Source organism: Taklimakanibacter albus (genome assembly GCF_016595235.1).
In the GTDB taxonomy this organism is placed as follows: domain Bacteria; phylum Pseudomonadota; class Alphaproteobacteria; order Rhizobiales; family Aestuariivirgaceae; genus Taklimakanibacter; species Taklimakanibacter albus.
The window spans coordinates 90,459-102,975 of the sequence record NZ_JAENHL010000007.1; the positions used below are offsets into that span (position 1 = coordinate 90,459).

A 12,517-nucleotide genomic window follows, 5' to 3' on the forward strand; every position below is an offset into this window, starting at 1 on the left:
AATGGCGAAATTGCCGAAAGGTGTGACCTTCACCGAGGCGGTCAAGAAGGGTTACGAGCGGATCCTGACGCCGGAGGCCGTGGCCTTCGTGGCGAGCCTTCATCGCGCCTTCGAGGATCGCCGCCGCGCTCTGATCAAAGCCCGGGCTGAACGCCAGAAGCTTTTCGACAACGGCGTCCTGCCCGACTTCCTCCCCGAAACGAAGGCCATCCGCGATGGCAGCTGGACCGTGGCGCCGATCCCGGCCGACCTGCAGGACCGCCGCGTCGAGATCACCGGCCCGACCGACCGCAAGATGGTGATCAACGCGCTCAATTCCGGCGCCAAGGTCTTCATGACCGATTTCGAGGATTCCAATTCACCGACCTGGGACAACATGATCCAGGGCCAGATCAATCTGATGGACCGCTGGGCCAGGAAGCTCGATTACACCGATTCCGTCAGCGGCAAATCCTACAAGCTCGGCAAGGAGCCCGCCGTCCTTCTGGTGCGTCCGCGCGGCTGGCATCTTCTCGAGGAGCATATGAGGGTGGACGGCGCGCCCGTGTCTGGCGCCCTTTTCGATTTCGGCCTCTATTTCTTCCACAATGCCAAGGCGGCGCTCGCCGCCAAATCCGGCCCCTATTTCTATCTGCCCAAGATGGAGAGCCACCACGAGGCGCGGCTGTGGAACGATGCTTTCATCCAGGCCGAAAGCGCGCTCGGCCTGCCGCTCGGCACCATCAAGGCGACCGTCCTCATCGAGACGCTGCCGGCCGCTTTCGAGATGGACGAGATCCTGTTCGAATTGCGTGACCATATTGTCGGCCTCAATTGCGGCCGCTGGGATTACATCTTCTCCTTCATCAAGACCTTCGCCAACAACAAGCACTTCGTGCTGCCGGACCGCAGCCAGGTGGTGATGTCGAAGGCCTTCCTCGCCAATTATTCGGCGCTCCTCATCCAGACCTGTCACAAGCGCCGCGCTTTCGCGATGGGCGGCATGGCGGCGCAGATTCCGAACCGCAAGGACGAGGAAGCCAACCGGCTCGCTTTCGAGAAGGTCCGCGCCGACAAGGAACGTGAGGCCAAGAACGGCCATGACGGCACCTGGGTGGCGCATCCCGATCTCGTGCCGGTGGCGCGCGACATATTCGACGCGCTGATGCCGACGCCGAACCAGCTTTATGTCAAGCGCGAGGACGTGGCGGTTGGCCAGAAGGAGCTGCTCCAGGTCCATGAAGGCACCAAGACCGAGGCCGGCTTCCGCGAGAATATTCGCGTCGGCGTGCAGTATATCGAAGCGTGGCTCCGGGGCCGTGGCGCCGTGCCGATCTACAATCTGATGGAAGACGCGGCGACCGCCGAGATCTCACGCTCGCAGATCTGGCAATGGCTCAAATTCGGCGCCAGGCTCGAAGGCGGCCAGAAGGTCACCAAGCCCTTCTTCGAGAAATGCGTGAAGGAGGAGATGGCGCGCGTGGCCCAGGAAGTGGGTCCGGAGGCCTATAAGAAAGGCCGTTTCCGCGAGGCCGTCGCCATCTTCCGCAAGATGTCGACCTCCGCCCGGTTTGAAACCTTCCTCACCTTGCCGGCTTACAAGAAGATTGTGTGACCAGACCGTAGTGCACCTGCTTCCAAAGCAGGTGCGCTACTCGATCAGGATCGCCCGGAAGTCATTGACATTGGTGCGCGTCGGCCCGGTGACGACGAGATCGCCGATGCTGGCGAAGAAGCCATAGGCGTCATTATTGGCGAGACAGGCCTCCGCATCGATGCCCTTGGCCTTGGCGCGCGCCAGCGTGTCGGGCATGACCAGAGCCCCGGCATTGTCCTCCGATCCGTCGATGCCGTCAGTATCGCCGGCGATTGCCGAGATATTCGCCTTGCCATCGAGTGCCAAGGCGAGCGCCAGCGCATATTCGGCATTGCGGCCGCCCCGCCCTTTGCCTTTAAGCGTCACCGTGGTTTCTCCGCCCGACAGGATGACGGCCGGCCCTTTGGTGGCGAGCGCCTGCGCCGCCTGCGCACGCGCCACATCACGCGCCTCGCCTTCGATCCGGTCGCCCAAATCGATCACCCGGTAACCGGCCTCGGCGGCGATTTTCGCTGCGGCAGCAAGCGACTGCGCCGGCGCCGCAATCATCTCGGTCCTGACCTTGGCGAAGCGTGGATCGCCGGGCTTCGGCGTCTCGGCCGCCTCGGTCTCGAGGAAAGCCCAGACATGCGCCGGCAGGTCGAATTTGTATTTGCGCAGGATCGCCAATGCCTCCTGCCGCGTCGTCGGATCAGCCACCGTTGGACCGGAGGCGACGATCGCCGGATCATCGCCCGGCACGTCAGAAATGACGAGCGAGACGATTTGCGCCGGCCACGCCGCCGCCGCGAGCCTGCCGCCTTTCAGCGCCGAAAGATGCTTGCGCACACAGTTCATCTCGGAGATCGGCGCACCGCAAGAGAGCAGCTGCCGGTTCACATTCTGCTTGTCCGCGAGCGTCAGTCCCGGCGCGGGGGCTGCGAGCAGCGCCGAGCCGCCGCCGGAAATGAGGCAGAGGACGAGATCGTCGGTGGTGAGCCCCTTGACCAGCTCACCCATCCGCAGCGCCGCGTCACGTCCACTGGCGTCAGGAACGGGATGCGAAGCCTCGACGATTTCGATCTTCTTGCAGGGGGCGCCATGGCCGTAGCGGGTGATGACGAGGCCGGACAAAGGGCCTTGCCAATGGTCCTCGACGGCGAGCGCCATGGCGGCGCTGGCTTTGCCGGCGCCGACGACCAAGGTGCGGCCTTTGGGCGGCTTCGGCAGGTAGGGCGGCACTCTGAGGGCAGGATCGGCGGCGGCGACCGCGGTGGAGAACAGATCTTTCAGCAGCATGAGGCGGCGAAGTCCCCGGTTTGTCATTGCCCTGCCAATCGATTATAGCCGCCTTTCTGTCAATCTTTTAAACAGGCCGAATGTCCCATCCCCGCATCTGGCTTCTGACCGGCGCCAAGCACGGCGACAATGCCCAGGCCGAGCGTCTTATAGAGGCCACGGGACTGGCTTTCGAACGGCGGAGCATCGTCCTCAAGCCCGGTTTCGATCTCGCCAAGCCGCGCGTCGAGGCGTCGCTGCATCATGTCGACCGCGAAAAATCGGACCCGCTGACGCCAGCTTGGCCAGACCTGGTCCTCACCGTCGGCCGGCGCCTGGCGATGGTGGCCTTGTGGATCAAGGAGCAGTCGCAGGGCCGCACGAAGATCGCCCTGATCGGAACCCCCAAGGGCGACAGCGAGAAGGCCGATCTGTTCATCGTGCCTTATCAGTACCGCGCCGCCGACGCGCCCAATATCTTCCGCATCGGCCTGCCGCTGGTCGGCATCGATCCGAAGCGCGTCGCCGCCGAGGCCGAACGCTGGCGGGACACTTTTGCGCAACTGCCGCGCCCCCTCACCGTCCTTCTCTGTGGCGGGTCCATTGGCAGCCACGCTTTTGATCCCCAGACGGCGCGCGCCGTCCTCGCCACGCTGGAGCGGATGAAGGATGGCGGCAGCCTCCAGATCACGACATCCAGGCGCACCCCACCCGAGACCGTGGCCGCCATCGAGAAGGCCTTGCCCGCCGGCGCCCAGCTCTATCGGTGGGACAGATTGGGCGGCGACAATCCCTATGTCGGCCTCCTCGCCCATGGCGACCGCTTCGTGGTGACGGGCGACAGCATTTCCATGGCCGTCGAAGTGGCCCGCCTCGGCAAACCCCTGGCCATCGCGCCCTTGCGGCAGGCGAACCGCACCGTTTCCCAGGGTCTGCGGCGGCTGGGCCTCTCCGATGACCTTGCTTATTGGACCGCAGCCAGGGCGCAGAACCTGCTCAGCCGGCTCGGCGCCGACGCGACCTCGCGTGATTTTACGCTGCTCCATGACCACATGTATGAAAAGGGCTGGGCGGTGCCGCTGGGCCAGCCCTTGGTGACGCCCCCGGCGCTCCCCGCCGACGACACCGCCCTCGCCGCGGCAAGGTTGCGCGCGCTGGTTATATAATTGATTTTAAATGAAAAAATGAATTCACCATGTCTCCGCACCCTCAATCCGGATTGCGCGCGCTCCAATCCCGCGACAGCATCCGTTGATACAGCTGTCGTGAAATCGGACTGATCTCCTGCTCGCTTCCGTCGGTGTCCGCCGACCCGGCCCCCATCAGATGCAGGATCAGGATGTGAGACCAATAAGCGCGTGGCAGGTCGATGAGGGCGAGCGCCGGCTCGAGCTCGGCCATGCGCCATCCCTGCTGTTGCGCCGAGAACACACATTCGAGCAGATTGTCGAACATTCTGGCTTGTATGTACTTGCCAGCGAACATCAGTATGTCTATCGAAACGATGCGATCGACATCGCAAGATTTGAGATCGATCAGGATTGGCTTCCCACCGGCATCCTGCATGACGTTGTAGACGTGAAGGTCCTGATGAGAGACGCCTATCCGCAATTGTCGCGCGAAACAGTCGCGGATCGCGCTTTCCGAAGCGAAGCTCGCCGGCAGCTCGCCACCACAGGCCAGGCGCCCGAGCCTGATGCCCGCCTCGACCGTCGGTGGCAGCGCCCCCGGGATAGTTGGCTTGGCCGCCGCCATGAGCGCCCGCATGATCGGCACCGTCATCGCGACCTGATCATCCATCTCGATCTGCCGCAACATCCCCGTTTCGAGCGCAACGCCCCGCCCGCAGGTGCTGAGCACGATCGACGGCTGCACCATGTCCGTCAATCCGCGCTCGCGCAGCAGATGCCACATGGCGTGTTCTTTTTGCAGCTTAGCCACGGATTTGGGTTTGGTCGTGTAGCGAATAAAACGCGCACCCGCGGCGATCGACCAGATTCCCTGCTTGTGCAGGATCACCCGCGCCTGCCGCCGATCGGTCCCCAGTTGGCGGGCAAGCGGCGACGGCTGGCCAAAGCGCAGCAGCATCGTCAGCCAGGGCAGTTTCGCCTGGTTCTTCCACAAACGGCCCAGCTTATAAATTCGGTAGAGATGGCGTGGAAGAATAAATTGCTTCCACTTCATGGACGCCCCCGGAGAGATTATCGCGGTACCAGCCACACGTGTTAGAGTACTGCAAAGCTCACAGCAAGTTTTGATAAGGTCAGATATTATGGATTCGACTGCCTCCCCGCCGACAACCTGGTCACGCAACCAGATCGAACAGCTGCTGCGTTCGGAGTCCTTCGACTATCAGTCGATCCCCCTGCCCTACGGACTCAGCACCGGCACCGGCCATGATCGTTCGGCCACGGCCAAGGTCATCCTGCCCGATGATATGAGCGGACAGAGTTTCGTCGATATCGGATGCTCCCTCGGCTTCTTCTGCTTCGAAGCGAAGCGCCGTGGCGCCAGCCGCTCGGTGGGGCTCGATTTCGCCTCGGAGAATGTCCGCCGCGGCCGCATCCTGGCCGACGTCCTGGGCTTGCCGGTCGAATTCCGCAAATACGATATCGACCACGAGTCGATCGACGAGACTTTCGATCATGTGATTTGCCTGAATGTCCTCCATCATCTGGTCAATCCCATCCTGGGCCTGGACCGTTTGATCGCCGCTACCCGGCACAAGCTCACGCTCGAACTCGCGACCTTTGGCGCGCATGACCGCCGCAAGCTCGGCATCGGCTGGTTGCAGCAGAGATTCCTGTCGCGCTCCCCCTCCGTACTCGTCGCCAGCGGCACGGCGGGCGAAGGCGTCAAGCAGTTCTACATAACGCAAGCGGCAATCGAGAATCTGCTGCGCTTCCGTCGCGGCTGTTTCGCCTCCGTCGAGATCATTCCCTCACCGTTCAAGGAGCGTTTCCTCGTCGTCGCCCATAAGCGTCACATCAAGGATCTGATGATCATTGGCTTTCCAGGCCTCGAAGTCGCGGCCCCGATCGTCAAGGGAATTCACCAGCGCGCCTATCAGAGCGCGGCCGACTTCCTCGGCGATATCGCCGGAGCATCCGTACTGAACGCCGATGCTTACCACGAGCCGCGGAAGGCCGAGGATGACAAGCTGATCTTCGACTACAATGTCATGCGTCCGGAAATCAGCGGCGCCATCGCCTTCGAGCATGATCCCGCCGTGGAAATAATCTCCACCGCCACGCGCAAGCGGGCCATAACCATCTGGCTTCCGCCTCACGAGATGAGCCAAGGTATCCGCACCGAAATGACTGCGGTGAGCGAAAAGGCACGCAAGAAGCTATCCGCGCTGCTGGCCATGTCCGAGGACGGCAAACAATTGGTCAGGCACTATCGCATGTGGGCGGAATATCTCGCCCGGACACAAGTCGAGCATCGGATATTGGCGGTGCAGGCGTCCGGCCCAGTGCTCCTGACGCCGGAAGAGTGGGAACGGGACATCGCACTTCCTTTGCTCGATGGACGAAGCTAAGGGAGCGGCATATGGAAACACGGACCTCTCCTCTCGTTACAGTTGCGATCACCGCCTATGAACGGATTGATCTATTCCGCCTCTCGCTCAGCTCCGTCTGTCGACAGACCTATCGGAACCTGGAGATCTATGTTCTGGACAACTCCAACTCGGACGATGTGCAGAACTGCGTGAGGGAGATGGCCGATGACCGCATCCATTACTCTCGTAACGCTCCGAATATCCGCGACAATATCGTCATCAATCATCAGAAGGCCTTTCTGCCGCGCTCGGGCGTCTATCATTACGTTCTATCAAGCGACTGCTCCCTCAACGAACGAACCATCGAGCGCATGGTCACCGCTCTTGACGCCGATCCTTCGATTTGCGCGATTGCCTCCAGCGAATGCTGGGTCAATCCGGCGACGGGTGAGCATTCGCCGCGCAATCCGCGGTTTCAAGGTTATACATCGAGCGAGATTCCGGGTTCGCATGAACGGCTGGACGCACGCCGGATGATCGAAGACGCCTTCTTCGACTTGAAGGGACTCGGCGTCGCCTATCACACATTGATGGTCTCCGACATCTTGGCCTACGCCGGTCTTGAGCCTGTATATCTGAGCCCTGGGCACGAGCATCATATGGGACTCGAGATTCTCATGCAGAAGCCGGATTTCGGGTTCATAAGACAGGAATTCCTCCAGGAGCTCATCAACGACAGGCGTTATGCAGGAGAAGGTTTCCGCAAGCATCGCCGCTTCATGGAAGCTATGGCGCGCAAGCGTTTCCTGGACAAGAATTATCAGGCGCTGTTGGCGCGCAATTTCAACGTCACCCGGCTCCAGATCGGGCTGGCATGGCTCTTCGCCAAATGCACATATCAGCGGGACGAACGCCCGTTCGACGCCGCCCAGCAGGTTGTGCGGCTGACGGCTCCACTGGCTTTAGCGTCTGTTCTCGCGCCGATATATTTCGTCGTAGGCCTAGTGCATCACTTGCGCGGACGCTTCGGACGAAAGCGCTGAAGTCAAGCCGTTCGTTTCAAAAAGCCGCCGGGAACCGCCGTCACTAGTAGCTTGTTCTCCATGTCGGTATCGACCTCGAATTCCGGATGGCCCATGAGGAATTGCCGGACCGCGGTCTTCGGATTATTGCCGACGTCCCAAGGCCGGTCGGCGAAGAAGCCCTTCGGCATGTCTTCGACGAAAGTGTCGAACACCACGCAGTAGCTGCCTTTCGACACCAGCGGCGAATAGGCCTCAAGCTCGGCCAGCACGTGGTCATGCGTATGCATTGAATCGAGAAACACCATCACGTTCCGGAACGCCTCAGCTTGCTTCCTGACCTCCTCGATGACTGCATCCGAAATCGAGGAGCCTTCGATCAGCGAGATCTTCCCGGCAAGCGGATGCTTTTCGATGGCGACGCGGTTATGGGCTCTGATGTCGATATCGATACCGATGACCCGGCGCGATGGTCGCCGGGGATCGACGACGACACCCCTTTCAGCTGCCTCGCAATATTCGAGCATCGTCAGGAGCGAGGCGCTGAGGATCAATGAGCCACCATGCGCGATGCCGGTCTCGATGATCAGATCCGGCCTCACCTTCCAGATCAGCTCCTGGACGGCGAACATGTCCTGCGTGTACTGGATGATCGGGCGGCCGAGCCAATCGAAATTGTAGATGTATTTGCGGTCCATCGAGGCTTCGAGCCAGTCGCGCGAAAGCACCCGGAAAACCTCGTCACTGGCGAACGCTTCTATGCGCTGCCGCCGCTCTTCTGCGAACTTCTCGTTCGGATCCATGAAACTCCCCCAAGCTGGATGTCAGCGCCTCGCCGGAGAGGCGAAGAAACGCGTGATGGTATCGATCACCTGGGCCGCCGCTTCCGGCGCCATGCAGGAATGGAACGGAATGGTCACGATCTCCCGGCCGATACGTTCGGTCACCGGCAGATCATCCTTGCGGCAATCCTTGAACAAGGTGAAGCCATGCGCCGGCTGCCAGTGGATGCCGGTGTCGACGCCATTTTCGGTCAGGAATTCTCTAAAATCTTCGCGGCGGCCACCGAGGACGCGCAGATAGAAGATGAAGGGAACGATCCCCGCCATGTCGCCGCCGGGTACCTTGAGACCGGAGATCGGCGAGAACGCCTCCTGATACCGCTTGAACAGCGCTTGCCGCGTGCTCGCGATGGTGTCGAATTTCGCCAGCTGAGCGAGCCCTAAGGCCGCATGCAGATTGGCGAGGTGATAGCGGAAGCCGAGCCGCTCGACGTCATAGCTCCAGGCGCGGGTGTTTCCATACAGTGTGCGGGTCGCCTGCTTCATACCGATCAGCCGCATCTCGTGAAGTTGCTTGAGCTCTTCCTCCGAGCGCACGATGATAGCGCCGCCATCGAGCGTCGTAATGGTCTTGATCGGGTCGAAGCTGAACACCGTCATGTCGGCGAAGGACCCGATCGGCTTGCCCTGAGATGTGCTGCCGACCGAATGCGCGGCGTCGTGGATGATCCGGATATTGTGGCGCCGGGCGATCTCCGCCACCCGGTCGTGATCGCAGAGATGGCAGGCATAGTCCATCACGATCAAGACCTTGGTCTTGGGCCCGATCAGCCTTTCGGCGGAGTCGAGGTCGAGGCAGAGCGTGTCGTCCAGGACATCGCAGAAGACCGGCTTCGCTCCGGTCGCGACGATGGCCTGCATATCCGCGATGTTGTTGAAGGACGGCGTGATCACTTCGTCGCCGGGTCCGCAACCGGCCAGCAGAAGCGAGAGATGCAGAGCCGCATGGCCGGTGCTCACCGCCGCGACATGACGGTCATCCGCACCACACAGCTTCTTCAGCGTCTCCTCGAACTGTCCGACATAACTTCCCATGCCGAGCCAACCCAATTCGAGCGCAGCGCGGGCAGCTTCGAATTCCTCCGCCGCCAGGAGTGGTTTGAACACTGGAATTTGCGTCATCAAGGATCCATGAAAAGTGAGAATTGGCGGTATTGGGCTTGGTTATTTCTGAAACAGATACCAGTTCGTATCGTAGCCCGGAAAGACGGGATCGATCTTCGAACGGAAACCATAGGCGAGCAGCTTCAGCCCCAGGCGGTTCATGATCTCGCGCCCGAAGTCGCGTTTGAACAGCACGCCGTCCTGTCCCATATAGCCGTCGATGGGCACCGGAACCGGCGAGAAGAACTCATCGATCAATATGTATTTGCCGGACAGTTGTCCCATCCGGTCATAGACATCGTTCAGGCGCTCCGGATTGATGTGCACGAGCACACCGCGCGTGAAGACGAGGTCGAATGGGCGCTTGCTCCCGATTTCGAAGATCGAGCAGAGGTCGATGTCGTACCCTTTGGCCTTGCTGATGCCTACCGCCTGCTCGTTGATGTCACAGCCGGCGATTTCGATATTCGGATTGAGAGCCTTGATCGCATCGAGATTGAGGCCGGCATTGGCGCCGACTTCATAGACGGATCCGACATCCGGCACGCGCCTCAATATATCGCTGAAGAAATGAATCTGGCTGCCGACATGCGGACCACTGTTCTTCTGGGTATAGGCATCCCCGCGCTCGCCCGCCCAGAAGGCGTCCTGTTGCGTCACCGACATGTCGATTAAATCCTCACTGTTTCATATTCAGGCCGCATCGAGCTTCATCCCCTCGAACGCATCCGTTACATGAGGCTGGCCTGCGTCACGCGCCGAAATCGTGCTGACCGGCAGCGGCCAGTCGATTCCGATACGCGGATCAAGCGGGTTGAGCCCGCCCTCGGCCTCCGCGGTGAATGGCGATGAAACGCTGTAGAGAAGCGCCACATCGTCGGTCAGCGCCTGAAAGCCATGCGCGAAGCCTTCCGGGACGAGAACACTGCAATGATTGTCTTCCGATAGCTCGACCGAGAACCATTTCAGGAACGTGGCCGACCCAGCCCTGAGATCCACAACCACATCCAGCACTCGTCCGGAGACGCAGGCCACGAGCTTCATTTCCGCGAAAGGCGCTCTTTGATAGTGCATGCCGCGGATCGTTCCGCGCAGCGTCGTCCGGGTGAAATTGATCTGCGCGATCGGGGATTTCCACCCCGCCGCCGCGAGCTCATTTGCGCAGAACATGCGGTGGAAGGAGCCGCGCTCATCCCCGACGATCCTGCGTTCCAGGATCTTCAGTCCGTCGAAGGAGGTTGGTACGACCGTAAACCGGCTGCTCATTGAATAGTCTCGAAGTGATCTATATCGGCCTCACAGAGTCCACGCGGGTCAGCGCCGTCCTGCTGCCGGCGATACCAACGGATCGTACGCTCGAGCGCGGTGGCGGCATCCCATCGGGGCGCTACCCCGAGCTCGACCCGAGCCTTGCTGTTATCCAGGCTGAGCCAGCGTGTTTCATGCGGCCCCTCTTCCCTCGCACCCCACGCCACATCGCCGGCGCCATATATCCGGCGCGCCATCTCGACGATGGTCCGCACAGTGACTTCTTCATGGGGCGGCGGCCCGAAATTCCACGCGCGAGCAAGCTGAGGCGCGTCCCACAGGCGCTCCGCCAGCACCAAATAACCGGTCAGTGTCTCGATGACATGGTTCCATGGCCGCACCGAAGACGGTCTGCGGACATTGAGCGTTCCACCCGCCGACCACGCCCGGATGACATCGGGGATCAGTCGGTCCTGCGCCCAGTCGCCGCCGCCAATGACATTGCCGGCCCGTGCTGTGGCGACCGCCACCCCTTTTTCCTTGAGATAGGAGGAGCGATAAGCGGCGACAACGAGCTCGGATGCCGCCTTGCTGGCGCTGTAAGGGTCATGGCCGCCGAGTGTATCGGACTCCCGAAACGGACTTTGCTGCTGGGTGTCTAGATAGACCTTGTCGGTCGTCACCATCACCACGGCGCGCAAGCTTTCGCTCATACGCGCCGCCTCCAGGATATTGACGGTCCCCATCACATTCGTGCCGAAGGTGCTGGCGGGATCGGCATAGCTCGCGCGCACCAGCGGCTGGGCGGCAAGATGCAGGATGATCTCCGGCTGGTGCGCGGCGCACAGGCGCGCAACGAGAGCCTGGTCCCGAATATCGCCGAAATGCCCGTCCACCAGCTCCGCGACTTGGGCCAGGTCGAACAGGCTGGGCTCGGTGCTCGGCCGGAGCGAAACGCCACCGATTTCGGCACCGAGCCGCTTCAGCCAGATGGCGAGCCAGCTTCCCTTGAAGCCGGTATGACCGGTCAGGAATACACGCTTGCCGCGCCAGAAGGAGGGATCAGGCAAGGCGCTCTGCCGGCCGGTCGTCACCACACTTTCCACGGTGCCCTGCCGCTGTCCCACAGGCTTTCGAGATAGATCTTGTCGCGCAACGTATCCATCGGCTGCCAGAAGCCGGTATGGACGAAAGCCTTCATCTGGCGGTCGAGTGCCAGCCGCTCGAGCGGTCCCACTTCCCAGGGCGTCGCGTCACCTTCGATATAATCGATGACGCGGGGCGACAGAACGAAATAACCGCCATTCACGAACCCGCCGTCGCCCGGGGGCTTTTCGCTGAATCCCATGACTTCCTCTTCGTCGATCGCCAGCGAGCCATAGCGGCCCGGCGGCCGCACCGCGGTCACTGTCGCGAGCCGTCCGTGCTCCTTGTGAAATGCAATCGACGCCGTGATATCCACATTCGCCACGCCGTCGCCATAGGTGAAGCAGAAGCACTCTTCGTTGCGGAAATAGTCAGCCACACGTTTGAGGCGGCCTCCCGTCATGGTCTCTTCACCGGTCTCGACCAGCGTGACCTTCCACGGCTCGACCTTGCGCTGATGGATAGACATGTTGTTCGCCTGCAGGTCGAAGGTGATATCCGACATATGCAGGGCGTAGTTGGCAAAATACTCCTTGATGATATAGCCCTTGTAACCGCAGCATATGATGAAGTCAGTGACCCCATGGGCCGAATAGCTCTTCATGATATGCCAGAGGATCGGCTTGTGCCCGATCTCGACCATCGGCTTGGGCCTGAGGTGGGTTTCCTCGGATATCCGAGTTCCCAGCCCACCGGCCAGAATTACCGCTTTCATGCTTATTCCGCCCCTCCAGTCCCCTGGGCTTGCTCGGCCCAGGCGACCCATCGCAGCTCGGCTCAATCCCCAAACCGGCGTGTATTCGTAGATATCAGGGCGCTC

General features: G+C 61.2%; 12 protein-coding genes. 4 read left to right on the plus strand and 8 right to left on the minus strand.

What is annotated here, in order from left to right; all coding sequences use genetic code 11:
- Position 1 precedes the first annotated feature (1 nt).
- A complete protein-coding gene (aceB, locus tag JHL16_RS11965; RefSeq protein WP_200185080.1) occupies positions 2 to 1,594 on the plus strand; it encodes a malate synthase A in 1,593 nt (530 codons plus the stop codon).
- Positions 1,595 to 1,630: 36 nt separating this feature from the next.
- Here aceB and JHL16_RS11970 read toward each other — a convergent pair whose 3' ends face one another.
- On the minus strand, positions 1,631 to 2,854 hold the full coding sequence (locus JHL16_RS11970; protein WP_246770923.1) for a glycerate kinase type-2 family protein: 1,224 nt from the start codon (positions 2,852 to 2,854) through the stop codon (positions 1,631 to 1,633).
- An 80-nt stretch (positions 2,855 to 2,934) separates the two neighbouring features.
- On the opposite strand from JHL16_RS11970, the gene JHL16_RS11975 reads away from it, so the two are divergent.
- Positions 2,935 to 3,999: a mitochondrial fission ELM1 family protein gene (locus JHL16_RS11975; RefSeq protein ID WP_200185082.1), complete on the plus strand. Its 1,065-nt coding sequence runs from the start codon at positions 2,935 to 2,937 to the stop codon at positions 3,997 to 3,999.
- Between the two features lie 43 nt (positions 4,000 to 4,042).
- Here the strand turns inward: JHL16_RS11975 and JHL16_RS11980 are convergent, their stop codons facing one another.
- Positions 4,043 to 5,017: a hypothetical protein gene (locus tag JHL16_RS11980; protein WP_200185083.1), complete on the minus strand. Its 975-nt coding sequence runs from the start codon at positions 5,015 to 5,017 to the stop codon at positions 4,043 to 4,045.
- Between the two features lie 88 nt (positions 5,018 to 5,105).
- On the opposite strand from JHL16_RS11980, the gene JHL16_RS11985 reads away from it, so the two are divergent.
- Together JHL16_RS11985 and JHL16_RS11990 are read left to right on the plus strand one after the other, a co-directional pair.
- Positions 5,106 to 6,374 carry a class I SAM-dependent methyltransferase gene (locus JHL16_RS11985; protein ID WP_200185084.1) on the plus strand — a complete coding sequence of 423 codons (1,269 nt, stop codon included), beginning with the start codon at positions 5,106 to 5,108 and terminating at the stop codon, positions 6,372 to 6,374.
- A gap of 11 nt (positions 6,375 to 6,385) precedes the next feature.
- The gene (locus tag JHL16_RS11990) at positions 6,386 to 7,378 is read left to right on the plus strand and encodes a glycosyltransferase family A protein (RefSeq protein ID WP_200185085.1); all 993 of its coding nucleotides are present in this window, start codon (positions 6,386 to 6,388) and stop codon (positions 7,376 to 7,378) included.
- 2 nt (positions 7,379 to 7,380) lie between these two features.
- On the opposite strand, the gene JHL16_RS11995 is transcribed toward JHL16_RS11990, so the two are convergent.
- Genes JHL16_RS11995 through rfbF form a run of 6 tightly spaced genes read right to left on the minus strand, consistent with a single transcriptional unit; the run spans position 7,381 to position 12,412 of the window.
- Positions 7,381 to 8,160 carry a cephalosporin hydroxylase family protein gene (locus JHL16_RS11995; protein ID WP_200185086.1) on the minus strand — a complete coding sequence of 260 codons (780 nt, stop codon included), beginning with the start codon at positions 8,158 to 8,160 and terminating at the stop codon, positions 7,381 to 7,383.
- 21 nt (positions 8,161 to 8,181) lie between these two features.
- On the minus strand, positions 8,182 to 9,321 hold the full coding sequence (locus tag JHL16_RS12000; protein ID WP_200185087.1) for a DegT/DnrJ/EryC1/StrS family aminotransferase: 1,140 nt from the start codon (positions 9,319 to 9,321) through the stop codon (positions 8,182 to 8,184).
- Positions 9,322 to 9,363: 42 nt separating this feature from the next.
- Entirely contained in the window at positions 9,364 to 9,969 is a 606-nt protein-coding gene (locus JHL16_RS12005; protein ID WP_200185088.1) for a pseudaminic acid biosynthesis-associated methylase, read from the minus strand.
- 27 nt (positions 9,970 to 9,996) lie between these two features.
- Positions 9,997 to 10,569, minus strand: a complete 573-nt coding sequence (locus JHL16_RS12010) for a dTDP-4-dehydrorhamnose 3,5-epimerase family protein (protein WP_200185089.1) — start codon at positions 10,567 to 10,569, stop codon at positions 9,997 to 9,999.
- The gene (gene rfbG / locus JHL16_RS12015; protein WP_200185090.1) at positions 10,566 to 11,645 is read right to left on the minus strand and encodes a CDP-glucose 4,6-dehydratase; all 1,080 of its coding nucleotides are present in this window, start codon (positions 11,643 to 11,645) and stop codon (positions 10,566 to 10,568) included. Before rfbG ends, JHL16_RS12010 begins: the two co-directional genes overlap by 4 nt.
- Positions 11,642 to 12,412 (minus strand): glucose-1-phosphate cytidylyltransferase, encoded by a 771-nt coding sequence (rfbF, locus tag JHL16_RS12020; protein ID WP_200185091.1) that lies wholly within the window; start codon positions 12,410 to 12,412, stop codon positions 11,642 to 11,644. Before rfbF ends, rfbG begins: the two co-directional genes overlap by 4 nt.
- Positions 12,413 to 12,517 lie beyond the last annotated feature (105 nt).

Excerpts from the sequence above, each read along its gene's own strand:
- JHL16_RS11990 (WP_200185085.1), top strand. The coding sequence starts at position 6,386 with ATGGAAACACGGACCTCTCCTCTCGTTACAGTTGCGATCACCGCCTAT.
- JHL16_RS12005 (WP_200185088.1), bottom strand. The coding sequence starts at position 9,969 with ATGTCGGTGACGCAACAGGACGCCTTCTGGGCGGGCGAGCGCGGGGAT.
- JHL16_RS12010 (WP_200185089.1), bottom strand. The coding sequence starts at position 10,569 with ATGAGCAGCCGGTTTACGGTCGTACCAACCTCCTTCGACGGACTGAAG.
- JHL16_RS11975 (WP_200185082.1), top strand. The coding sequence starts at position 2,935 with ATGTCCCATCCCCGCATCTGGCTTCTGACCGGCGCCAAGCACGGCGAC.
- JHL16_RS12000 (WP_200185087.1), bottom strand. The coding sequence starts at position 9,321 with ATGACGCAAATTCCAGTGTTCAAACCACTCCTGGCGGCGGAGGAATTC.
- JHL16_RS11985 (WP_200185084.1), top strand. The coding sequence starts at position 5,106 with ATGGATTCGACTGCCTCCCCGCCGACAACCTGGTCACGCAACCAGATC.
- aceB (WP_200185080.1), top strand. The coding sequence starts at position 2 with ATGGCGAAATTGCCGAAAGGTGTGACCTTCACCGAGGCGGTCAAGAAG.
- rfbF (WP_200185091.1), bottom strand. The coding sequence starts at position 12,412 with ATGAAAGCGGTAATTCTGGCCGGTGGGCTGGGAACTCGGATATCCGAG.
- JHL16_RS11970 (WP_246770923.1), bottom strand. The coding sequence starts at position 2,854 with ATGCTGCTGAAAGATCTGTTCTCCACCGCGGTCGCCGCCGCCGATCCT.
- JHL16_RS11980 (WP_200185083.1), bottom strand. The coding sequence starts at position 5,017 with ATGAAGTGGAAGCAATTTATTCTTCCACGCCATCTCTACCGAATTTAT.
- JHL16_RS11995 (WP_200185086.1), bottom strand. The coding sequence starts at position 8,160 with ATGGATCCGAACGAGAAGTTCGCAGAAGAGCGGCGGCAGCGCATAGAA.